Origin of the sequence: Streptococcus sp. GMD5S (genome assembly GCF_000298715.2) — a bacterium.
Lineage (GTDB): Bacteria > Bacillota > Bacilli > Lactobacillales > Streptococcaceae > Streptococcus.
This window is the reverse complement of record NZ_AJRG02000001.1, coordinates 17853-39648: the sequence shown is the minus strand read 5'-3', so window position 1 is coordinate 39648 and position 21796 is coordinate 17853. Positions and strand designations below refer to the sequence as shown.

Annotated in this window: 22 protein-coding genes and 1 riboswitch; of the genes, 16 read left to right on the top strand and 6 right to left on the bottom strand. The window is 43.4% G+C overall.

All coding sequences use genetic code 11. From position 1 onward, the window contains the following. Positions 1-7 precede the first annotated feature (7 nt). From recD2 to rnhC, 3 genes are all read right to left on the bottom strand, one after another. Positions 8-2377 carry an SF1B family DNA helicase RecD2 gene (recD2, locus tag GMD5S_RS0200190; RefSeq protein ID WP_000454451.1) on the bottom strand — a complete coding sequence of 790 codons (2370 nt, stop codon included), beginning with the start codon at positions 2375-2377 and terminating at the stop codon, positions 8-10. A gap of 129 nt (positions 2378-2506) precedes the next feature. Further along, positions 2507-3121: a signal peptidase I gene (gene lepB / locus GMD5S_RS0200185; protein ID WP_001083992.1), complete on the bottom strand. Its 615-nt coding sequence runs from the start codon at positions 3119-3121 to the stop codon at positions 2507-2509. A gap of 3 nt (positions 3122-3124) precedes the next feature. Beyond that, positions 3125-4006: a ribonuclease HIII gene (gene rnhC, locus GMD5S_RS0200180; protein WP_000146898.1), complete on the bottom strand. Its 882-nt coding sequence runs from the start codon at positions 4004-4006 to the stop codon at positions 3125-3127. Between the two features lie 86 nt (positions 4007-4092). Between rnhC and zapA the strand changes: the two genes are divergently transcribed. The 6 genes from zapA (at position 4093) to GMD5S_RS0200150 (ending at position 10735) form a co-directional block, all read left to right on the top strand. Next, the gene (zapA, locus tag GMD5S_RS0200175; RefSeq protein WP_000002028.1) at positions 4093-4395 is read left to right on the top strand and encodes a cell division protein ZapA; all 303 of its coding nucleotides are present in this window, start codon (positions 4093-4095) and stop codon (positions 4393-4395) included. Then, entirely contained in the window at positions 4392-4940 is a 549-nt protein-coding gene (locus GMD5S_RS0200170; protein ID WP_000623534.1) for a CvpA family protein, read from the top strand. The genes zapA and GMD5S_RS0200170 overlap by 4 nt, the downstream gene beginning before the upstream one ends. 100 nt (positions 4941-5040) lie before the next feature. Then, a complete protein-coding gene (locus tag GMD5S_RS0200165; protein WP_001092920.1) occupies positions 5041-7377 on the top strand; it encodes an endonuclease MutS2 in 2337 nt (778 codons plus the stop codon). A gap of 168 nt (positions 7378-7545) precedes the next feature. Then, positions 7546-7634, top strand: a riboswitch (glycine riboswitch). Positions 7635-7723: 89 nt separating this feature from the next. Next, positions 7724-9046, top strand: a complete 1323-nt coding sequence (locus tag GMD5S_RS0200160; RefSeq protein ID WP_000891449.1) for an alanine/glycine:cation symporter family protein — start codon at positions 7724-7726, stop codon at positions 9044-9046. Between the two features lie 130 nt (positions 9047-9176). Further along, entirely contained in the window at positions 9177-9725 is a 549-nt protein-coding gene (locus GMD5S_RS0200155; RefSeq protein ID WP_000206771.1) for a carboxymuconolactone decarboxylase family protein, read from the top strand. 110 nt (positions 9726-9835) lie between these two features. Beyond that, positions 9836-10735, top strand: coding sequence for a TDT family transporter (locus tag GMD5S_RS0200150; protein ID WP_000735943.1), 900 nt, complete (start codon positions 9836-9838; stop codon positions 10733-10735). Positions 10736-10758: 23 nt separating this feature from the next. On the opposite strand, the gene serS is transcribed toward GMD5S_RS0200150, so the two are convergent. From serS to GMD5S_RS0200135, 3 genes are all read right to left on the bottom strand, one after another. After that, positions 10759-12033, bottom strand: a complete 1275-nt coding sequence (gene serS / locus GMD5S_RS0200145; RefSeq protein WP_000884223.1) for a serine--tRNA ligase — start codon at positions 12031-12033, stop codon at positions 10759-10761. Between the two features lie 213 nt (positions 12034-12246). Further along, positions 12247-12618, bottom strand: coding sequence for a DUF956 family protein (locus GMD5S_RS0200140; RefSeq protein WP_000079378.1), 372 nt, complete (start codon positions 12616-12618; stop codon positions 12247-12249). A gap of 2 nt (positions 12619-12620) precedes the next feature. Further along, complete coding sequence (locus GMD5S_RS0200135) at positions 12621-13985, bottom strand: aspartate kinase (RefSeq protein WP_000869639.1); 1365 nt, start codon at positions 13983-13985, stop codon at positions 12621-12623. Positions 13986-14267: 282 nt separating this feature from the next. Between GMD5S_RS0200135 and GMD5S_RS0200130 the strand changes: the two genes are divergently transcribed. The 10 genes from GMD5S_RS0200130 (at position 14268) to fabZ (ending at position 21790) form a co-directional block, all read left to right on the top strand. Next, a complete protein-coding gene (locus GMD5S_RS0200130; RefSeq protein ID WP_001015588.1) occupies positions 14268-15053 on the top strand; it encodes an enoyl-CoA hydratase in 786 nt (261 codons plus the stop codon). A gap of 90 nt (positions 15054-15143) precedes the next feature. Next, complete coding sequence (fabT, locus tag GMD5S_RS0200125) at positions 15144-15578, top strand: fatty acid biosynthesis transcriptional regulator FabT (protein WP_000386334.1); 435 nt, start codon at positions 15144-15146, stop codon at positions 15576-15578. After that, complete coding sequence (locus tag GMD5S_RS0200120) at positions 15578-16552, top strand: beta-ketoacyl-ACP synthase III (RefSeq protein ID WP_000852970.1); 975 nt, start codon at positions 15578-15580, stop codon at positions 16550-16552. Before fabT ends, GMD5S_RS0200120 begins: the two co-directional genes overlap by 1 nt. 57 nt (positions 16553-16609) lie before the next feature. Next, positions 16610-16834 (top strand): acyl carrier protein, encoded by a 225-nt coding sequence (locus tag GMD5S_RS0200115; RefSeq protein WP_000257840.1) that lies wholly within the window; start codon positions 16610-16612, stop codon positions 16832-16834. A gap of 117 nt (positions 16835-16951) precedes the next feature. Further along, positions 16952-17926, top strand: coding sequence for an enoyl-[acyl-carrier-protein] reductase FabK (fabK, locus tag GMD5S_RS0200110; RefSeq protein WP_000857451.1), 975 nt, complete (start codon positions 16952-16954; stop codon positions 17924-17926). Next, on the top strand, positions 17919-18839 hold the full coding sequence (gene fabD, locus GMD5S_RS0200105; RefSeq protein ID WP_000167654.1) for an ACP S-malonyltransferase: 921 nt from the start codon (positions 17919-17921) through the stop codon (positions 18837-18839). Before fabK ends, fabD begins: the two co-directional genes overlap by 8 nt. A 45-nt stretch (positions 18840-18884) precedes the next feature. Beyond that, positions 18885-19616, top strand: coding sequence for a 3-oxoacyl-[acyl-carrier-protein] reductase (fabG, locus tag GMD5S_RS0200100; RefSeq protein WP_001177607.1), 732 nt, complete (start codon positions 18885-18887; stop codon positions 19614-19616). A gap of 28 nt (positions 19617-19644) precedes the next feature. After that, positions 19645-20880 carry a beta-ketoacyl-ACP synthase II gene (fabF, locus tag GMD5S_RS0200095; RefSeq protein ID WP_000774051.1) on the top strand — a complete coding sequence of 412 codons (1236 nt, stop codon included), beginning with the start codon at positions 19645-19647 and terminating at the stop codon, positions 20878-20880. A 2-nt stretch (positions 20881-20882) separates the two neighbouring features. Beyond that, on the top strand, positions 20883-21371 hold the full coding sequence (gene accB / locus GMD5S_RS0200090; RefSeq protein WP_001052304.1) for an acetyl-CoA carboxylase biotin carboxyl carrier protein: 489 nt from the start codon (positions 20883-20885) through the stop codon (positions 21369-21371). Next, a complete protein-coding gene (fabZ, locus tag GMD5S_RS0200085) occupies positions 21368-21790 on the top strand; it encodes a 3-hydroxyacyl-ACP dehydratase FabZ (protein WP_000565515.1) in 423 nt (140 codons plus the stop codon). Before accB ends, fabZ begins: the two co-directional genes overlap by 4 nt. The last annotated feature ends 6 nt before the right edge of the window (positions 21791-21796 follow it).

The window sequence follows — 21796 nt, the reverse complement described above, 5'->3', positions numbered from 1 at the left end:
TGTTGCACTATTTTCCAAAAATCTCTTTTAAGTCAGCATCTGTAATCCCGATCATGGCTGGGATGCTAGACCAGTTTTCCTCAGTGAGGATGTAGGATTGTTCAGAGTCACTTGCTGTGGCAGTTTCAGAGAAGGCTTGTTTGCTTTCTTCAATATTAGTTTCAATTAAATCACTGAAACGCTCAATCAGATAGGTCTTGCGAGCAGTTCCAATATGTTTGATTGCATAGTCAAAGGCCTGTAATTCACCAAGAAGGATGAGCTTGCTCTTGGCCCGTGTGATAGCTGTGTAGATGAGATTTCGCTCCAGCATGCGCTTGCTAGCACTGGTGATGGGCAGGATGACAACAGGAAACTCACTTCCCTGAGACTTATGAATACTCATGGCATAGGCCAGGCGAATCTTGTACCATTCGTTACGTGGGTAAGAGACCTCATTTCCATCAAAATCAATGACAATCTCGTCTTGTTTGGACTCGGTGTATTTACCAGGAATTAGGTCTGTGATGTAGCCTAGGTCTCCGTTAAAGACATTAACTTCAGCGTCGTTGACTAGGTGAATGACCTTGTCCCCTGTTCGATAGTGACACTGAGTTGCTTCAAAGCTAACTTGCCCCTTTTGCTGAGGATTGAGCAGATCTTGCATAAGTTGGTTGATGGCGTCAATGCCAGCAGTTCCTCGATACATAGGCGCTAGCACCTGAATATCACGAGCCGGAATGCCACTTCTGAGGGCAGCGCCAAGAATTTTCTCAATGGTAGCTGGGATATGACCGCTAGCGATTTCAAAGTAGGAGCGGTCTGCTTTTTTCTGGGGAAAGTCAGCTGGCAAGATGCCTTGTCGAATCTGACTTGCCAAGGTGACGATAGTCGATTCCTCGCTCTGACGGTAAATCCGTTCCAAGCGAGTCTGCGGAATCAGGGATATCTGGAGCAGGTCGGCCAGAACTTGTCCAGGACTGACAGAAGGCAACTGGTCACTGTCTCCCACGATGAGGATTTTACTGTTAGAAGAAATGTTGGAGAAGAGTTGGTTGGCTAGCCAAGTATCCACCATGGAAAACTCATCTACAATGATAAAGTCGGCATCTAGATAATCTTCTAGATGGCTGGTATCATCGTCTCCCGTCATTCCCAAATGACGGTGTATAGTCGCGCTAGGCAAACCTGTCAATTCATTCATGCGCCGAGCGGCTCGACCAGTTGGTGCAGCGAGAAGAATAGGTAAGTTACTTTTCTTCCTGAGATCAAGTCCTTCTAAGAGGGCATAAATAGCGATAATCCCATTGATAACAGTCGTCTTACCAGTACCAGGTCCACCTGTTAGGATAAAGACCTTGTTCTGGATAGCATCACAGATAGCTTGCTTTTGGATACTATCGTATTGGATACCCAGTTCTTTCTCGACGCTAGCGATATGCTTTTGAATGGTTTCCAAATCATGACTCTTTTGTTTTCCTTTTTCAAGGATACGAACCAAGTGACTGCGGATGCCTTCTTCAGCGAAAAAGAGGCTATTATCAAAGATTTTGGTATCAATCTGCTGAACCTTGTCTTCTTCAATCAAATGAGATAATTCCTGAGCTACTTGGCTGGGATCGAGTTCCACGGGACGGGAAGACTCGAGGAGAGTCAGGGTCTGTTCCAGCAAATCTCGGGCTTCCATATAGGTATTGCCCGTATCCATACATCCCTGAAAAAGACTGTGGACAAGGCCAGCACGGAAACGTTCAGGGGCTTGACTTTCGATGCCTAGTTCGGCGGCTAATTGGTCAGCAATGGTAAAGCCCAATCCCTTGATATCCTCAACCAACTGGTAGGGATAGTTTTCGACAATATCCAGCGTTTCTTCCTTGTAAAAGTTTTGAATCTGAAAGGCTAGTTTATTGGGAATGCCGTAGTTAGCTAGTTTTGCCAAGACCATCTCTGTTCCGTAGTTGAGACGGAGGGTGGAAACAAAAGCCTCACGGTTTTTGGCAGAGAGTCCTGCAATACTTTCCAGCTTTTCAGGATGTTCCAGAATTTCGTCAATGGTATTTTCACCATAGCTATCAACGATTTTTTGGGCCGTTTTGAGACCAATTCCTTTGAAATGGCTACTAGAAAAGTACTTGACTAGCCCATTTTTAGTTGGTTTTGCCCGCTCATAACGGCTGATCTGAAGCTGTTCTCCATACTTGGAGTGCTGAATGATTTGCCCCCAAAAAGTATAGTCTTCACCCTCAATTACATCAGCCATGGTTCCTGTAACGATGATTTCAAAATCGTCAAAGTCCTCCGCGTCCGTATCTTCGATATCTAGGAGGAGAATGCGATAAAAATTACTGGGATTTTCAAAAATAATCCGTTCAATGGTGCCTGAAAAATAAACTTCCATAGGTTTCCTTTACATGAGTTCGTGAGAGTTGGACCCTTAGCTTCTTTCAACAAGCTAGGAGACTAAAAGTCCTTCTTCTCGCAATAGAAAAAGAGACTGAGACTTAGCATTCTCGGCCTCTTCCTTATCTTAAAAAGTTCCGATACGGTTAAGTGGCCAGAAACGGAATTTTGCTTCGCCTTTGATATCGCTGGCCTTGAAGGTACCAACGTGGCGGCTGTCGCTAGAGACTAGACGATCATCACCAAGGAGAAGGTACTCACCTTGAGGGACAGTAAAGCTGAAGCTGGTATTGGAATTGACATCGACTGTAAAGGCCTGTGCCTTTTGAGCAAGTTCTCTAAAGTAAACTCCCTTATTGCCTTCAAATCCTTTTCCAGTATAGGTGTTTTGCAACTTTTCTGTTTTGAACAAGTTGAGGTATTCAGCTAGGTAAGGTTCATTCGTTTCTTCACCGTTGATAAAGAGTTTGTCATTTTCGTAGCGGATGGTATCACCAGGCATGCCGATAACCCTTTTGACAATATCTTTATTTCCGTCTTCCTCATGCGCAACCACGATGTCGAAGCGGTCAATTGGGAGATGTTTAACAACGAAGAGAACTTCTCCGTCGGCTAGGGTAGGGTCCATCGAGTGTCCTTCTACACGGACATTGCTCCAAAGAAAGATACGGCTAAGACCGACCAGTGCGATAATCAGGAAGAAAACTCCCCATTCTTTTAGAAATGTTTTAAACGAATTCATAATTTACCTTTCTAGAAGTGTTTTTGCTTTTTCAGTGTTTTTAAAATGCAATTTGGCACAGAAATGAAGTCCCTTCATGCCATAGGCCTGCAGGATTTTGCTAGCAACCTTATCAGATGCAGTTCCAGCGCCACTTGGCAGTTGATAGCCCAGTTCTCGTCCTAGATTTTCCAAGTTTTCGAGGAAGAGATCCCGCGCGATGATAGAGCTAACTGCAACAGCTAGGTATTTGCCCTCGGCTTTTTCTTCTAAGCTAATTTTGTTTGGAAAACGGTTGGCTTCTTGTGCCAAGTACTTATTATAGTTTTTAGGGCTTGTAAAAGCATCAATCACGATTTTTTCTGGCTGGATTCCTTTTTGAAGCAGGAGAAAGATAGCCTGGTTGTGAAGGGCAACCTTTACAGAAACAGCATTGTAACGCTCTCCGATAACTTCGTTGTACTTGCTCGGTGAAAGGAGGAGCGCTTGGTGCGAAATCTTTTCCTTGAGGATAGGGGCAATCTGACGAATCTTTTGGTCCGTCAGAGTCTTAGAATCCCCTACACCGAGTTTTCGCAAGAAGTCGTGCTGGTCAGGTGTCACAAAGGAAGCCACAACAGCCAGCCCACCAAAGTAGGAACCATTTCCCACCTCATCGGTACCGATCATAGGGAAATCTTGTCCACTGTTTTCTTGTTGAACCTGATAGCCAAAGAAATTGGCGTATTGCTCAGCAGCTTCGCCCTGCAGGAGGACTTTTCCAGAAGTATAGATGGAAACCGTTGCCTGAGGCAGTCTCAAAAAATAGCGAATATAAGGATTTTTACTAGGACTGAGAGCCTTCTGATACTGACTTAAAAAGCTCTGAATTTCCTGTTCACTTGGTGTGAGTGTGATACTTGCCATAGTCTCTATTGTACCACAAAAGCAGGAGAATTGGTAAAAACTGACAAAGTTAGCGAAATTTGGTATAATATCGTGAGGTGAATTTTATGGCAAATCTAAATCGATATAAGTTTACATTCGGGAAAAAGACATTAACCTTGACAACCGAGCATGACAACCTCTTTATGGAGGAAATTGCCAAGGTTGCGACTGAAAAATACCAAGCAATTAAAGAACAAATGCCTGGGGCGGATGATGAAACCATTGCGCTTCTTTTGGCGGTCAACTGTCTGTCTACACAGCTCAATCGTGAAATTGAATTTGATGACAAGGAGCAAGAGTTGTTAGAACTCCGTCACAAGTTGATTGCTGTCAAACAAGAACAGAGCAAGATTGAGGACTCCCTATGATTTCAATCCTACTCTTATTGGTTCTGGCTTGGGGCTTTTACATCGGCTACCGTAGAGGTTTGGTCCTGCAAGTTTATTATTTCCTCGTGGCAGTGATTTCAGCCTTTGTTGCGGGACAGTTTTATAAATCACTGGGTGACCACTTCCACTTGCTTGTCCCTTATGCCAATCCTCAGGAAGGACAGGGAACCTTTTTCTTCCCTTCAGACCAGCTGTTTCATCTAGACAAGGTCTTTTATGCGGGTCTAGCCTATCTTCTAGTTTTTGGGATTTGTTATAGTTTCGGACGTTTTATCGGTTTGTTCCTGCACTTGATTCCAACTAAAAAGCTCGATGTCAAATGGTTGCGTATCGGATCAGGCCTTTTATCTCTATTGGTAACCTTATTTGTCTTGCAAATGGCTCTGACCATCCTTGCAACAGTGCCTCTGGCAGTCATTCAAAATTCACTCGAAAAAAGTATAGTAGCCAAACACATCATCCAAAGTGTCCCTTTTACGACAAATCTTATCAAACAACTCTGGGTGACAAATTTAATCGGATAAAAAGGGCGGGATTTTTCCTAGCCCTTTGTTTACAGATTGGACGACTAAGTCAAAACCCCTAGTTGCTATAATCTTGTAAACCAGTATACAAGGAAAAAATATGAATACAAAAATACTAGAAACCTTAGAATTTAATAAAATCAAAGCCTTGTTTGAACCGCATCTCCTGACAGAACAAGGACTAGAGGAGCTAAAAGGCTTGGCCCCAACTGCCAAGGTGGATAAGATCAAGCAAGCCTTTACAGAGATGGAGGAAATGCAAGCTCTATTTGTGGAGCAACCCCACTTTACCATCCTAGCGACACGTGAGATTTCAGCTGTCTGCAAGCGTCTGGAGATGGGGGCGGACCTCAATATTGAGGAGTTCCTGCTCCTCAAACGGGTCTTGCTTGCTAGCAGAGAGTTGCAAGGTTTTTATGCCAATCTTGAAAATGTACGTTTGGAGCAGTTGGCGAGATGGTTTGAAAAACTACATGATTTTCCACACTTGCAAGGGAGTCTTCAAGCCCTAAATGATGCAGGATTTATCGAGAATTTTGCCAGCGAAGAACTGGCACGCATCCGTCGGAAAATCCATGATAGCGAGAGTCAAGTTCGAAATGTCTTGCAAGACTTGCTCAAGCAAAAAGTGCAAATGTTGACGGAAGGCATAATCGCTAGCCGAAATGGCCGTCAAGTCTTACCCGTGAAAAACACTTACCGCAACAAGATTGCGGGTGTTGTCCATGACATCTCTGCCAGTGGAAACACCGTCTATATCGAACCCCGTGAAGTGGTCAAGCTGAGCGAAGAAATCGCTAGTCTGCGAGCAGACGAACGCTATGAGATGATTCGCATCCTACAGGAACTCTCAGAACGGGTCCGCCCTCATGCTGCAGAGATTGCTAATGACGCATGGATTATCGGCCATTTAGACTTGATTCGTGCCAAGGTGCGTTTCATCCAAGAAAGACAAGCAGTTGTTCCTCAACTTTCAGAGAATCAAGAGATTCAACTCCTTCATGTTCGCCATCCTTTGGTCAAAAATGCTGTTGCAAACGATGTACACTTTGGTAAGGAATTAACAGCCATTGTCATTACAGGTCCCAATACTGGTGGGAAGACCATCATGCTCAAAACCCTGGGCTTGACTCAACTCATGGCCCAGTCAGGCTTGCCCATTCTAGCTGACAAGGGAAGCCGTGTCGGTATTTTCGAAGAAATCTTCGCAGATATCGGGGATGAGCAGTCTATCGAGCAAAGCCTGTCTACCTTCTCCAGCCACATGACCAATATCGTAGATATTCTTGGCAAGGTCAATCAGCACTCGCTCTTATTGCTAGATGAGCTTGGGGCAGGTACCGATCCGCAGGAAGGAGCAGCGCTTGCTATGGCTATTCTGGAGGATCTTCGTCTGCGTCAGGTCAAGACTATGGCTACGACCCACTATCCAGAACTCAAGGCTTATGGTATTGAGACAGCCTTTGTGCAAAATGCCAGCATGGAGTTTGATACTGCCAGCTTGCGTCCGACCTATCGCTTTATGCAGGGAGTTCCTGGCCGAAGCAATGCCTTTGAAATTGCCAAACGTCTGGGCTTGTCAGAGGTCATCGTAGGAGATGCCAGCCAGCAGGTCAACCAAGATAATGATGTCAACCGTATCATTGAACAATTGGAAGAGCAAACGCTTGAAAGTCGCAAACGCTTGGACAATATTCGTGAGGTGGAGCAAGAAAACCTCAAGATGAACCGTGCACTCAAAAAACTCTATAACGAACTCAATCGTGAAAAAGAAACTGAGCTCAACAAGGCGCGTGAACAAGCTGCCGAGATTGTGGAACTTGCTCTAAGTGAGAGTGACCAGATTCTCAAGAACCTCCACAGTAAGTCTCAACTCAAACCCCATGAAATCATTGAAGCTAAGGCTGAGCTGAAAAAACTAGCTCCTGAAAAAGTTGACTTGTCTAAAAACAAGGTCCTTCAGAAGGCCAAGAAAAAACGAGCTCCAAAGGTTGGGGATGATATCATTGTTCTCAGTTATGGTCAGCGTGGTACCTTGACCAATCAGCTTAAGGACGGCCGCTGGGAAGCCCAAGTTGGTTTGATCAAGATGACCTTGGAAGAGAAAGAATTTGACCTTGTTCAGGCTCAGCAAAAAGCCCCAGTCAAGAAAAAACAAGTCAATGTCATCAAACGTGCTTCTGGTCGTGGTCCGCAAGCGAGACTGGATCTCCGAGGCAAACGGTATGAAGAGGCTATGAATGAGTTAGACGCCTTTATCGACCAAGCCCTGCTCAATAACATGGCGCAGGTAGACATCATTCATGGTATCGGAACAGGAGTCATCCGTGAGGGCGTCACCAAATACCTGCAAAGAAACAAGCATGTCAAGAGTTTTGGCTATGCTCCACAAAATTCTGGAGGCAGTGGTGCAACCATTGTGACCTTTAAAGGATAGAGAGAAGAAGGATTCGCTCTTTCTGAAAAAGGGAATGAAAGGTCAAAAATTTTCATAGAATATATTGACAATGGCTAACTTTTCTTGTAGAATAATAAAAAATAAAATACCAACACCGAATGAAGTTTAATAGAAGTGGAGAAAGGTTTGTTTTCCATGACTGTAAATGGACGGAACTCTGGAGAGACCGTAAAGGCACCGAAGGGGCAAGGCAGGCAACTGCTCAAACTCTCAGGTAAAAGGACAGAGCTAGGATAGACCGCTTTTTGGCATTTATCTAAGCATTCCAGAGTACATGTATCTTGCATGTGCTCTTTCTTTTGGGGTTGAAAGATAGGAGAAGGATATGTTAGAGTTGCTAAAAGCGCTTGATGCTTTCGTTTGGGGGCCTCCCCTCTTGATCTTATTGGTCGGAACGGGTATCTATTTGACCATCCGACTGGGCCTTTTGCAGGTTGCTCGTCTCCCTAAGGCTTTTCAGTTAATTTTCACCAAGGACAAGGGACATGGTGATGTGTCGAGCTTTGCAGCTCTTTGTACAGCTCTAGCTGCCACCGTTGGTACGGGAAATATCATCGGAGTCGCGACAGCCATTAAGGTTGGAGGACCAGGGGCTCTCTTTTGGATGTGGATGGCAGCCTTTTTTGGAATGGCGACCAAGTATGCCGAAGGCTTGCTAGCTATCAAATATCGCACAAAGGATGCAAATGGAGCTGTAGCTGGAGGACCCATGCATTACATCCTTTTGGGGATGGGAGAAAAGTGGCGTCCACTTGCTATCTTCTTTGCCCTAGCGGGTGTATTGGTAGCCCTTCTAGGGATTGGTACCTTTACCCAAGTCAATTCGATTACAGAATCCATTCAAAATACAGCCCAAGTTGATCCAGCTATCACAGCTCTGATTTTATCCATTTTTGTAGGGATTGCCGTCTTTGGTGGCCTCAAATCCATATCAAAAGTTTCGACAGCAGTGGTTCCTTTTATGGCTATTGTCTATATTTTAGGGACTCTTACAGTTATTCTCTTTAATATCGAGAAAATCCCAGCCACACTTGCCCTCATCTTTACTTCAGCCTTTAGTCCAACTGCTGCGGTAGGTGGTTTTGCAGGTGCCAGTATTCGGATGGCTATCCAAAATGGTGTGGCGCGGGGAGTCTTCTCTAACGAATCTGGTCTTGGTTCTGCTCCCATTGCAGCGGCTGCAGCTAAGACAAATGAGCCTGTCGAGCAAGGCTTGATTTCCATGACAGGAACCTTTATTGATACCCTCATTATCTGTACGTTGACTGGTTTAACAATCTTGGTAACTGGGGTTTGGAGTGGTGATTTGAATGGGGTTGCCTTGACCCAGTCAGCCTTTTCAACAGTTTTTTCATATTTTGGACCTTCCCTCTTGACCATTTTCCTTGTACTCTTTGCCTTTACGACGATTCTCGGATGGAACTACTACGGAGAACGCTGTTTTGAGTTTCTCTTTGGTGTTCGTTTTATCTGGCTTTACCGTGTAGTCTTTGTAGTCATGGTCTTGTTGGGAGGATTTATCGAGTTGGATATGGTCTGGATTATTGCAGATATCGTCAATGCCTTGATGGCTTTACCAAACTTGATTGCCCTCTTAGTCTTATCGCCAGTCGTCATTGCTGAGACTAAACAGTATTTTAAACACTAACCCAATCACACTTTTAGTGTGATTTTTTCATTTCATAGACATTTCCTATCAAGGCTATTGGAAATATATATTATCCAAGTGAAAAATTCTATGATAGACTAAATGACAATAAAATGAAAAGAGGTTTCTTATGACAACATTTACCATCCACACAGTAGAATCAGCACCAGCAGAAGTGAAAGAAGTTCTTGAAACAGTACAAAAAGACAACAATGGCTATATTCCCAACCTAATCGGTCTCTTGGCCAACGCTCCTACCGCGCTTGAAGCCTACCGAACTGTCGGAGCCATCAACCGCCGTAATAGTCTGACCCCAGTTGAGAGAGAAGTGGTGCAAATCACAGCTGCGGTAACCAATGGATGTGCCTTCTGTGTCGCAGGTCACACCGCCTTTTCGATCAAACAAATCCAGATGAATGATGATCTTCTTCAAGCTCTTCGCAATCGCACTCCAATCGAGTCAGATCCTAAGCTAGATACTCTGGCCAAGTTTACCTTGGCAGTCATCAATACCAAGGGTCGTGTAGGCGATGAAGCGCTTAGTGAATTTTTGCAAGCTGGCTACACGCAACAAAATGCCTTGGATGTGGTTCTCGGTGTTAGTCTTGCAAGTCTTTGCAACTATGCCAACAACCTAGCTAATACGCCTATTAATCCAGAATTACAACCTTATGCCTAGTTCGAATCAGAAAGAAAAAATGAAGACTGAGCAATCCAGTTTTCATTTTTCTATGCTATTTTAAGCGCTTTTATGCTATACTAATAATAACATGATTATTGGAGGCTCGGATGAAAAAGCTCCCCTTAGTATTCTCTGGCTGTTTATTAGGTTTAGCAGGTGCAGGAAATCTGATTGCAGATACTTGGCCAGTTCTGTCGCATTTATTTAGTCTGACTGGATTAGTTTTGTGGCTTTTCTTTCTGATTCTTCATCTTTTTAATTGGGAAGAAACCAGGAAAGAATTGACCAAGCCCCCTCTTTTATCTGGGATGGCCACTTTTCCTATGGCTGGGATGATTTTGTCGACCTATGTCTTTCGCGTATTCCCTGCTCTTCCTTTGGTAGCACAAGGGATCTGGTGGTTTTCATTTCTCTTGGATTTGGTTTTGATTGCTACTTTTACCATCAAATTTGCCTGTCCAGGTCGGAGGGTCAATGCGACTCCTAGCTGGACGGTACTCTATGTGGGGATTGCAGTAGCAGCCTTGACCTATCCTCTGGTAGGCATTATTGAGATTGCCTATGCAACCTTGAGTTTTGGTTTTGTCTTGACCTTCTATCTCTATCCGCTTATTTATAGCGATTTAAAGAAAGAACCACTCCCACTAGCCTTGCTTGGACAAGAAGGGATCTACTGTGCTCCCTTTTCTCTACTCTTGGCTTCCCTGGTTCGAGTTGGAGGAGCAGGCCTACCGACTTGGCTCCTGATCGTCATGATTTTGGCATCTCAGTCCTTCTTTTTCTTTGTTTTGACTCGCCTGCCCCATATTTTAAAGCGAGGATTTCAACCAGCCTTCTCAGCCCTCACCTTCCCAACCATTATCACAGCTACTTCGCTCAAGATGGCTCAGGGAATTTTGAAACTTCCATTTCTGGATTATCTGGTATTGGCTGAAACCGTTATTTGCCTCACTATTTTATTCTTTGTCTTGGTTGGTTATCTGATTTGGTTACGAAAAAAGGTCTAGCTAGAAATAGCTAGGCCTTATTGTTATGGTTTGATAACTTCAGCTCCACCCATGTATGGACGAAGTGCTTCTGGAATAGTTACAGAACCATCTTCATTTTGATAGTTTTCAAGAATGGCAGCCACTGTACGTCCGACTGCAAGTCCAGAACCGTTCAAGGTGTGAAGGAGTTTCACCTTGCCATCCGCTTCATCACGGTAACGGATTTGAGCACGACGGGCTTGGAAATCTTCTGTATTCGAACAGCTTGAGATTTCACGGTAGGTATTTTGGGCTGGAATCCAAACTTCCAAGTCATAAGTCTTGGCAGCTGAGAAGCCCATGTCCCCAGTAGAGAGGGCAACGACACGGTATGGAAGGTTGAGTTTTTGAAGGATGTTTTCAGCGTTGGCTGTCATTTTTTCCAATTCTTCGTAAGATTCTTCTGGTTTGGTAAATTTGACCATTTCAACCTTATGGAATTGGTGCAGACGAATCAAGCCGCGTGTATCACGACCAGCAGAACCAGCTTCAGAACGAAATGAAGGACTCATAGCAGTGAAGTAGATTGGTAGGTCTTTACCGTCAAGGATTTCATCACGGTAGTAGTTTGTAAGAGGCACTTCAGCTGTAGGAATGAGGACATAATTAGTGTCTTTCAATTCAAAAGTGTCTTCCTTGAATTTTGGATATTGACCAGTACCAAACATTGAGTCATGGTTAACCATGTATGGTGTGATGACTTCGGTATAGCCCTCTTTACCATGCTCATCCAACATGAAGTTGTAGATAGCCCGTTCCAAACGAGCCCCAAGTCCTTTATAGAAGAGGAAACGAGCGCCCGTTACCTTACCACCGCGTTCCCAGTCAAGGATACCCAAGTCTTCACCAAGATCCCAGTGAGCTTTTGGTTCGAAGTCAAACTCGCGTGGGCTACCCCAACGGCGGACTTCCACATTGTCATCTTCATCAGCCCCAACAGGAACACTGTCAGCTGGGATGTTTGGAAGAGTAGTGGTAAATTCTGTTAATTTAGCATCGATTTCTGCCAATTCAGCATCCAAGGCTTTGACTTCAGCAGATAGGGTTTGCATTGCAGCAATCTTGTCATCGGCATTTTCCTTGTTGCGCTTGGCTTGGGCAATCTCAGCAGAAACTGTGTTACGTTCTGCTTTTAGAGTTTCAACCTTGACCAAGACGTCACGACGTTTAGCATCGATTTCTTTCATCTCATTTAAGATAGCAGCATCTACACCACGTGTAGCTAATTTTTCAGCGACAGCATCAAAATCTGTGCGAATACGTTTAATATCTAACATAAGAACTCCTTTATGAAAAAAGCACACCTGACAAAGCGTTGGAGTGGCAGGGCCACGGTTCCATCCAACTTCACAGGTGTGCACTTGATTATATATGTAATTGTGAACAACGGTAGAATTTCACCTATCCCTCCTATCTGCTCGCAGCACCCGCAGACTTTCTGAAAGAAGGAGATAACTTACTTATCCGTTGCTATGATTATACTAAAGTTTCTACTTTTTTGCAAATAGATTTTTAAATTTTTGACCAATGGTCTGAATCAAAGTAGGAAGTTTGACAACCTTGTCGTTTCCTAATTTTTCACGAGCGATTTTGAGGATAGCTCCAGAGTCTTTTGAAGCAAAAAGGAATTTTCCTTGATCAGTGAAGACTTCAAAGTGGCGGCTGATCTTGCGACCACTTACGTTGGCTCCGATTTGCTGAATGCTGGACCAGGGGATTTGGATATATTGTTCGACATTGACATCAGGATAAAACTCTAAGGCTTGATCCCCAACTAGAAATTTTCCAACTTTTCCAGAGATAGAGAGGTAAGATGTCCCAGTAGTTTGGAGGTCAATGACTTGATTGAGTGATTGGGCCATGATTAGTCTTCCTTACTTTCACCGAAAAAGGCATGATAGAGAGCCTTGATAGCTGCTTTTTCTTGCTCTTTATTGACAACAAACATGATGGAAACTTCACTTGAACCTTGGGACATCATCTGGATGTTGATTTTATTCTCAGACAAAGCACGTGTTGCAGTAGCAGTTACCCCGATATGGCTCTTCATCTTTTCTCCAACAATCATAATGATGGAAAGGTCATGTTCGATTTCAGCATGGTCCACTTCAGCCTTTTGAACGAGTTGACGTAGGATTTCTTCTTCTTTGATAGGAGTTAATTCACGGGAGCGGAGGATGATTGAAAGATCGTCAATACCTGTAGGCATGTGTTCCCAACCGATGTTGAGGTCCTCAAGGATTTGCAGAACCTTGCGACCAAACCCGACTTCGCGGTTCATGAGGTATTTTGACATGTTGATGCTGACGAATCCTGAGTCACCTGCAATCCCTACTATTGGGAATTTATCACTACTGTGTTCTAAAACAATGCGTGTTCCTGGGTGGTCAGGGTTGTTGGTATTCTTGATGACAAGAGGAATTTTTCCGCGGTAAGCGGGTAGAAGAGCTTCGTCATGAAGAACTGAAAATCCAGCGTAAGCCAACTCACGCATTTCACGGTAGGTTAATTCAGGAATGGAGTGTGGTTGGTGGATAATACCAGGGTGGGCAGCAAAGATACCATCTACGTCTGTAAAGTTCTCATAGAGATCAGCCTTAACACCTGCTGCAATGATAGAACCTGTGATATCTGAACCACCACGTGAAAAAGTACAGATTTGATTTTCCTTAGTCACACCAAAGAAACCAGGGATGACAAGGACTTCGTTGCTATCAGCCAAGCCTTCAATCTTGTCATAACTAGATGGGATGATGCGTGCGTTTCCTGGTTCACTTGTGACAACGATCCCAGCTTTTCTTGGGTGAACATAGCGTGCATCGATACCGTTTTGGTTAAAGTAGGCTGCAATCAATTTGGCATTGTTATTTTCTCCAGCCGCTAGGAAGGTATCATAGAGAAATTCATTGTCCTCTATAGGAAGAGTTGCCAAGGCCCGAATACTTTTAGAGATTTTTTCTAAAACAGCAGGTTTTAACCCTAGTTCACTAACCATAGCGGCATAACGGTCAATGATCCAGCTTTGGCTAGCACTGATGTCATTTCCAGCCACATAGTCGCGATAGTATTTAATCAAAGCATCAGTTACCTTGGTATCTTCAGCATTGCGTTTGCCGGGTGCAGAAACGACTACAAAACGGCGTTCTTTATCACTTTTAACGATGTTTAAAACTTTTTCTAACTGACCAGCAGAGGCAAGCGAGCTTCCGCCAAATTTTACAACCTTCATAAGGACTCCTCAAGTAAGTATTTTATACGATTATAGCAGAAAGAGGGGTATTTTTCAATGAAGAAAATAACTTCCTATTATAATAGAAGAAAACACTAACTTATTTTGAAAAGGGATAACAGTTTAAAAGTAAGGGTGTCAAATTTTACTCACACTCATAAATGATGGGTAAATAATCAGCTGAGACACTTTCCTTTAGTTTTTCCTTGCCTCTTTATCCAAAAAAAGGTATACTTTGATGATAAAACAATTTTATTGCCTTATAAAAGAAAAGGAGAAGCTATGAATCATATCTTATATCAGATCGTAGATGATCTGGCTATCATTACTTTGAATCGTCCCGAAGTGGCAAATGGTTTCCATATCCCAATGTGTGAGGAAATTTTAGAAGCTTTGACTCTAGCGGAGCAGGATCAAGCTGTGCAGTTCATCTTGATTAATGCGAATGGGAAGGTCTTTTCAGTTGGAGGAGACTTGGTTGAGATGAAACGCGCAGTAGACGAAGATGATATCCCTTCTTTGAATAAGATTGCAGAATTAGTCAATACAATTTCTTTTAAAATCAAGCAAATTCCTAAACCTGTTTTGATGGAGGTAGATGGAGCGGTTGCTGGTGCTGCAGCAAATATGGCAGTAGCAGTTGATTTCTGTTTAGCGACTGACAAGGCAAAATTCATTCAAGCCTTTGTCGGAGTTGGATTGGCGCCAGACGCTGGTGGGATTCATCTCTTGAGTCGTAGCATCGGGGTAACACGGGCTGCACAACTTGCCATGACAGGTGAAGCCTTAACTGCTGAAAAAGCGCTAGAATGGGGCGTGGTATACCGTGTTTGTGAAGTTGACAAATTAGAAAAAACAAGAGAACAAGTTCTGAAAAAATTAAGAAGAGGTTCAGCAAACTCATACGCAGCGATTAAAAAGTTAGTTTGGGAAAGTCAATTCAAGGATTGGCAGAATTATGCTGAATTAGAATTGAAACTACAAGAATCGTTATCTCTAACTGAAGATTTCAAAGAAGGGGTTCGAGCGCATTCTGAAAGAAGAAGACCAAAATTTACAGGAATGTAAAAAAATACTTGCACAATTTTTTGAAGTTTGTTATACTTCTTTTATCAAATGTTTTGATTGTAAAAGCTTTTTGAGGGGGAGGGAAACGATTTGGACTACCAACAAGTAAATGATTATCTAACATCTATTTTTAATAACGTCCTTGTGATTGAGGAGGTTAGCTTACGAGGTAGTCGATTCAAAGACATCTCCATCAAAGAAATGCACACGATCGATGTGATTGGGAAGTTCCCGGAGGCAACGCCAAGTAAGGTTTCCAAAGAACTGATGGTAACTCTTGGAACAGTGACGACGAGTTTGAATAACCTGGAGAGAAAAGGTTATATTGAGCGTATTCGTTCTGACCAAGACCGTCGAGTGGTCTATCTGCATTTGACAAAGAAAGGTCGTTTGGTTCACCGCCTTCATAAACGATTCCACAAGGCTATGGTCGAAAAAATCATCGATGGCATGAGCCCTGAGGAAAAAGAAGTCATGGGCAGAGGCTTAACGAAACTTTATCAATTTTTGGAGGATTTGAAATAATGGCTTTTGCAAAGATAAGCCAGGTTGCTCATTATGTTCCAGAGCAAGTGGTCACTAATCATGACTTAGCCCAAATCATGGACACAAGCGATGAGTGGATTTCAAGTCGGACAGGAATTAAACAGAGACATATTTCAAAAACAGAGTCTACAAGTGACTTGGCGACAGAAGTTGCTAAGAGCTTGCTGGCTAAAGGGAGCTTAACAGCGGATCAGATTGATTTTATCATTGTAGCGACGATTACCCCAGACTCGATGATGCCTTCCACAGCAGCTCGAGTTCAGGCAAATATCGGAGCGCACAGAGCTTTCGCCTTTGATCTGACAGCAGCTTGCAGTGGCTTTGTATTCGCTCTCTCAACTGCAGAAAAGTTTTTAAGTTCTGGACAGTTCAAAAAAGGGATTGTTATCGGGGCTGAAACCTTATCCAAGGCAGTTGATTGGTCAGATCGTTCGACAGCTGTTCTCTTTGGAGATGGAGCTGGTGGGGTTCTCTTGGAAGCGAGCGAAACACGGCACTTCCTTGTGGAAAGTCTCTATACAGATGGCTCTCGGAGCGAGTGTTTGACCTATGGTCAAACGGCTTTGGCTTCTCCTTTCTCGGATCAAGAAGCAGTTCCTGCTTTTTTGAAGATGGATGGACGAGCAGTTTTTGATTTTGCAAATCGTGATGTTGCTAGATCGATCAAAGAAACCATTGAAAATGGTCCAATCGCAGCATCGGAATTGGATTATCTATTGCTTCATCAGGCAAATATCCGCATTTTGGATAAGATGGCTAAGAAGATCGGCGTAGACCGAGACAAGCTTCCTGCCAATATGATGGAGTATGGAAATACCAGTGCAGCAAGTATCCCGATTTTGCTCTCAGAGTGTGTGGAAAATGGCATGATTCGTTTAGATGGTAGCCAGACGATTCTCCTATCAGGCTTCGGTGGAGGTTTGACATGGGGCACACTCATTCTTACAATCTAGGTAATCATGTGGTAAACACATAGTTATAAATTTTTTATATTTTAAAGGAGTCCTATCATGGCAGTATTTGAAAAAGTACAAGAAATTATCGTTGAAGAACTTGGGAAAGACGCATCAGAAGTAACACTTGAATCTACTTTTGATGATTTGGATGCAGATTCATTGGACTTGTTCCAAGTAATCTCTGAAATCGAAGATGCTTTCGATATCCAAATCGAAGCAGAAGATAACTTGAAAACAGTTGGTGACTTGGTTGCCTACGTTGAAGAGCAAACAAAATAATTAACATATTACTAGAAGGAGTAGGGGAAACCCACTCCCTCTTGTTTAGGTAATAGTTTGAAACTCAAACGATAAACTCATCGAACTATTACGTAAGCAAAGAATGATGGAGGCACTATGAAAACACGTATTACAGAATTATTGAACATTGATTATCCTATTTTTCAAGGAGGAATGGCCTGGGTTGCAGACGGTGACTTGGCTGGTGCAGTATCAAAAGCTGGTGGTCTAGGAATTATCGGTGGTGGGAATGCACCTAAAGAGGTCGTAAAGGCTAATATCGATAAAATCAAATCACTTACGGACAAACCTTTTGGTGTCAACATCATGCTCTTGTCACCTTTTGTAGAAGACATCGTTGATCTCGTGATTGAAGAAGGGGTCAAGGTGGTTACAACTGGTGCAGGAAATCCAAGTAAATACATGACTCGTTTCCATGATGCAGGAATTACAGTTATTCCTGTTGTTCCAAGTGTTGCTTTGGCAAAACGCATGGAAAAAATTGGTGCAGATGCGGTTATTGCAGAGGGAATGGAAGCCGGTGGACATATTGGTAAATTAACAACGATGACCTTGGTTCGCCAAGTTGCTGCAGCTGTTTCAATTCCGGTTATCGCAGCTGGAGGAATTGCGGACGGTGAAGGTGTCGCTGCAGGCTTTATGCTTGGTGCAGAGGCTGTTCAAGTTGGTACGCGTTTCGTAGTAGCCAAGGAATCTAACGCCCATCCAAAATACAAGGAAAAAATCTTAAAAGCGCGTGATATCGATACGACTATTTCAGCTCAACATTTTGGACATGCTGTTCGCGCCATTAAAAATCAGTTGACACGTGACTTTGAACAGGCTGAAAAGGATGCCTTTAAACAAGAAGATCCAGATTTAGAAATCTTTGAGCAAATGGGAGCTGGTGCTCTTGCTAAAGCCGTTGTTCATGGAGATGTAGAAGGTGGATCCGTCATGGCAGGTCAGATCGCTGGTTTGGTTTCTAAAGAGGAAACTGTCGAAGAAATCCTAAAAGATCTATACTATGGCGCTGCCAAAAAAATTCAAGAAGAAGCCTCTCGTTGGGCAGGAGTTGTAAGAAATGACTAAAACAGCCTTTCTATTTGCCGGTCAAGGTGCTCAATATCTTGGGATGGGACGAGACCTCTATGAACACTATCCTATTGTCAAGGAAACCATTGATCAAGCTAGTCAAGTACTGGGTTATGACCTTCGTGACTTGATTGATAAGGAAGAAACAAAGTTAAACCAGACTCGTTATACACAGCCAGCTATTTTGGCGACCTCGGTTTCTATTTACCGACTATTGAAAGAAAAGGGTTATCAGCCGGATATGGTAGCAGGATTGTCTCTTGGTGAATATTCTGCTCTTGTAGCAAGCGGTGCCTTGGACTTTGAAGAGGCAGTTGCCTTGGTTGCTAAGCGCGGGGCTTATATGGAAGAGGCGGCGCCTGCTGGTTCAGGCAAGATGGTAGCCGTCCTCAATACTCCAGTAGATGTGATAGAGGAAGCTTGCAAAACTGCTTCTGAAGTCGGTATAGTCACTCCAGCTAACTACAATACTCCAAGCCAAATCGTCATTGGTGGTGAAGTGGCTGCAGTTGACCGTGCGGTCCAACTCTTGCAGGAAGCAGGAGCCAAACGATTGATTCCTTTAAATGTATCTGGTCCTTTCCATACAGCTCTTCTTGAGCCAGCCAGTCAGCAACTAGCTGGAGCTCTTGAAGGAGTGAGTTTCTCTGACTTTACTTGCCCACTAGTCGGCAATACGGAAGCTGCTGTTATGGAAAAAGGTCGAATCCAAGAGCTTTTGACGCGTCAGGTCAAAGAACCTGTTCGTTTTTATGAAAGTATTGCTGTGATGCAGGATGCTGGGGTAACCAACTTTATTGAAATTGGTCCTGGAAAGGTCCTGTCAGGCTTTGTCAAAAAAATCGATAAAACAGCTCAGCTAGCTAACGTTGAAGACCAAGCAAGCTTGGATGCTTTGTTAGGAAACTAATGATCCCTTCTCCCACAAAATACAACAGGAAACAGGAGAAATAGAATGCAACTTACAAACAAAAATGTCTTTGTAACAGGTTCAAGTCGTGGCATCGGACTTGCCATTGCTCACAAATTTGCCCACCTAGGCGCTAATGTAGTCTTGAATAGTCGAGGAGCAATCTCAGAAGAATTGCTGGCTGAGTTTTCAAACTACGGCGTCAAAGTAGTACCGATCTCAGGTGATGTTTCAGACTTTGCAGATGCCAAGCGTATGATAGATCAAGCGATTGCAGAACTCGGTTCTGTCGATGTCTTGGTCAACAATGCTGGGATCACTCAAGATACGCTTATGCTCAAGATGACCGAAGAAGACTTTGAAAAAGTGATTAAGATCAACTTGACAGGTGCCTTCAACATGACGCAAGCAGTATTGAAACAGATGATCAAGGCACGTGAAGGTGCGATTATTAACATGTCTAGTGTGGTCGGTTTGATGGGAAATATCGGACAAGCCAACTATGCAGCTTCTAAAGCAGGTTTGATTGGTTTTACCAAGTCAGTTGCACGTGAAGTTGCCAATCGCAACGTACGCGTAAATGCTCTTGCACCAGGGATGATCGAGTCAGATATGACTGCTGTTTTGTCTGATAAGGTTAAGGAAGCGACATTGGCCCAAATCCCAATGAAACAGTTCGGTCAAGCAGAACATATCGCAGATGCTACAGTGTTCCTGGCTGGACAGGATTATTTGACTGGACAAGTTCTCGCAGTTGATGGCGGACTTAGCATGTAAAAAATAAGGAAAGATATAGGTAAGACAGATGAAACTAAATCGAGTTGTAGTAACAGGTTACGGATTGACCTCTCCTATCGGAAATACTCCAGAAGAATTTTGGAACAGTTTGCAAACTGGGAAGATTGGAATTGGAGAAATCACTAAGTTTGACCACAGCGAATTTGCTGTGCACAATGCGGCAGAAGTTCAAGATTTCCCATTTGATAAATACTTTGTCAAAAAAGATACCAACCGTTTTGACAACTATTCTTTGTATGCCTTGTATGCGGCTCAAGAAGCGGTGACAAATGCAAATCTTGATGTAGAAGCAATTGATAAAGATCGCTTTGGTGTCATCGTGGCTTCTGGTATTGGGGGAATTAAAGAAATCGAAGATCAGGTTATCCGTCTTCATGAAAAAGGTCCAAAACGCGTTAAACCAATGACACTTCCAAAAGCCTTGCCAAATATGGCTTCAGGAAATGTTGCCATGCGTTTCGGAGCAAACGGTATCTGTAAATCAATCAATACAGCCTGCGCCTCATCAAATGATGCCATCGGAGATGCCTTCCGTTCTATCAAGTTTGGTTTCCAAGATGTCATGTTAGTTGGTGGATCAGAATCATCTATCACTCCTTTTGCCATCGCTGGTTTCCAAGCATTGACTGCCCTATCAACTACAGAGGATCCAACTCGTGCTTCTATCCCATTTGACAAAGACCGTAATGGTTTTGTGATGGGAGAAGGTTCAGGTATGTTGGTTCTTGAAAGTCTTGAACATGCTGAAAAACGTGGCGCAACTATCTTGGCTGAAGTAGTTGGCTACGGTAATACCTGTGATGCTTACCACATGACTTCACCTCATCCAGAGGGTCAAGGTGCTATTAAGGCTATGAAGTTGGCTTTGGAAGAAGCAGAAATTTCTCCAGAGCAAGTGGCTTACGTCAATGCCCACGGAACTTCAACTCCTGCTAATGAAAAAGGAGAAAGTGGTGCGATCGTAGCTGTTCTTGGTAAAGAAGTACCTGTATCTTCAACTAAGTCCTTTACAGGACACTTGCTTGGTGCTGCAGGGGCGGTAGAAGCAATTGCTACCATCGAAGCTATGCGTCATAACTTTGTACCAATGACGGCTGGAACAAGTGAGTTATCAGACTATATCGAAGCGAATGTCGTTTATGGACAAGGCTTGGAGCAAGAAATCCCTTATGCTATTTCAAACACTTTTGGTTTTGGTGGACACAATGCGGTTCTTGCTTTCAAACGTTGGGAGAATAAATAATTATGAATTTAAATGAAATCAAGGACTTGATGGCTCAATTTGACCAATCAAGTTTGAGAGAATTTTCTTATAAAAATGGAACGGACGAATTGCAGTTTAGTAAGAATGAAGCAAGAATGGCTTCTGAAGCATCAGCTCAAGTTGCTCCAGCGCCAGCTGCAGTGGCTCCTAGTCCAGTAGTTTCTGCCCCTTCAACTCCAGTAGAGAGTGCAGTGGAAGAAGCTCCAGCACCAGCTGAAACGACTGTTGCTCCAGAGGGTGATGTCGTTGAAAGTCCACTTGTAGGGGTGGCTTACTTGGCCGCTGGACCAGATAAACCTGCCTTTGTCACAGTTGGAGACAGTGTTAAAAAAGGTCAGACTTTGGTGATCATCGAAGCCATGAAGGTCATGAATGAAATTCCTGCACCTAAGGATGGTGTGGTGACAGAAATTCTCGTTTCAAATGAAGAAATGGTTGAGTTCGGTAAAGGATTGGTACGCATCAAATGATCGATATTCAAGGAATCAAAGAAGCTCTACCCCATCGCTACCCCATGCTCCTAGTGGATCGTGTCTTGGAAGTGAGCGAGGATACCATTGTTGCCATTAAAAATGTGACCATCAACGAACCTTTCTTCAATGGTCATTTTCCACAATACCCAGTCATGCCAGGTGTTCTTATCATGGAAGCCTTGGCTCAGACTGCTGGTGTCTTGGAATTGTCTAAGCCTGAAAACAAAGGAAAGCTGGTCTTCTATGCTGGCATGGATAAGGTTAAGTTCAAGAAGCAAGTTGTACCAGGTGACCAATTAGTCATGACGGCTACTTTTGTTAAACGTCGTGGTACGATTGCTGTGGTTGAAGCAAAGGCTGAAGTAGATGGTAAGCTTGCAGCGAGTGGTACTCTTACCTTTGCAATTGGAAACTAAGGAGGA

Excerpts from the sequence above, each read along its gene's own strand:
- fabK (WP_000857451.1), top strand. The coding sequence starts at position 16,952 with ATGAAAACACGTATTACAGAATTATTGAACATTGATTATCCTATTTTT.
- zapA (WP_000002028.1), top strand. The coding sequence starts at position 4,093 with ATGGCAAATCTAAATCGATATAAGTTTACATTCGGGAAAAAGACATTA.
- lepB (WP_001083992.1), bottom strand. The coding sequence starts at position 3,121 with ATGAATTCGTTTAAAACATTTCTAAAAGAATGGGGAGTTTTCTTCCTG.
- GMD5S_RS0200135 (WP_000869639.1), bottom strand. The coding sequence starts at position 13,985 with ATGAAGGTTGTAAAATTTGGCGGAAGCTCGCTTGCCTCTGCTGGTCAG.
- GMD5S_RS0200165 (WP_001092920.1), top strand. The coding sequence starts at position 5,041 with ATGAATACAAAAATACTAGAAACCTTAGAATTTAATAAAATCAAAGCC.
- GMD5S_RS0200160 (WP_000891449.1), top strand. The coding sequence starts at position 7,724 with ATGTTAGAGTTGCTAAAAGCGCTTGATGCTTTCGTTTGGGGGCCTCCC.
- GMD5S_RS0200120 (WP_000852970.1), top strand. The coding sequence starts at position 15,578 with ATGGCTTTTGCAAAGATAAGCCAGGTTGCTCATTATGTTCCAGAGCAA.
- fabG (WP_001177607.1), top strand. The coding sequence starts at position 18,885 with ATGCAACTTACAAACAAAAATGTCTTTGTAACAGGTTCAAGTCGTGGC.
- serS (WP_000884223.1), bottom strand. The coding sequence starts at position 12,033 with ATGTTAGATATTAAACGTATTCGCACAGATTTTGATGCTGTCGCTGAA.
- GMD5S_RS0200115 (WP_000257840.1), top strand. The coding sequence starts at position 16,610 with ATGGCAGTATTTGAAAAAGTACAAGAAATTATCGTTGAAGAACTTGGG.
- accB (WP_001052304.1), top strand. The coding sequence starts at position 20,883 with ATGAATTTAAATGAAATCAAGGACTTGATGGCTCAATTTGACCAATCA.
- GMD5S_RS0200130 (WP_001015588.1), top strand. The coding sequence starts at position 14,268 with ATGAATCATATCTTATATCAGATCGTAGATGATCTGGCTATCATTACT.
- fabD (WP_000167654.1), top strand. The coding sequence starts at position 17,919 with ATGACTAAAACAGCCTTTCTATTTGCCGGTCAAGGTGCTCAATATCTT.
- GMD5S_RS0200170 (WP_000623534.1), top strand. The coding sequence starts at position 4,392 with ATGATTTCAATCCTACTCTTATTGGTTCTGGCTTGGGGCTTTTACATC.
- GMD5S_RS0200155 (WP_000206771.1), top strand. The coding sequence starts at position 9,177 with ATGACAACATTTACCATCCACACAGTAGAATCAGCACCAGCAGAAGTG.
- fabF (WP_000774051.1), top strand. The coding sequence starts at position 19,645 with ATGAAACTAAATCGAGTTGTAGTAACAGGTTACGGATTGACCTCTCCT.
- rnhC (WP_000146898.1), bottom strand. The coding sequence starts at position 4,006 with ATGGCAAGTATCACACTCACACCAAGTGAACAGGAAATTCAGAGCTTT.
- fabZ (WP_000565515.1), top strand. The coding sequence starts at position 21,368 with ATGATCGATATTCAAGGAATCAAAGAAGCTCTACCCCATCGCTACCCC.
- GMD5S_RS0200140 (WP_000079378.1), bottom strand. The coding sequence starts at position 12,618 with ATGGCCCAATCACTCAATCAAGTCATTGACCTCCAAACTACTGGGACA.
- recD2 (WP_000454451.1), bottom strand. The coding sequence starts at position 2,377 with ATGGAAGTTTATTTTTCAGGCACCATTGAACGGATTATTTTTGAAAAT.
- GMD5S_RS0200150 (WP_000735943.1), top strand. The coding sequence starts at position 9,836 with ATGAAAAAGCTCCCCTTAGTATTCTCTGGCTGTTTATTAGGTTTAGCA.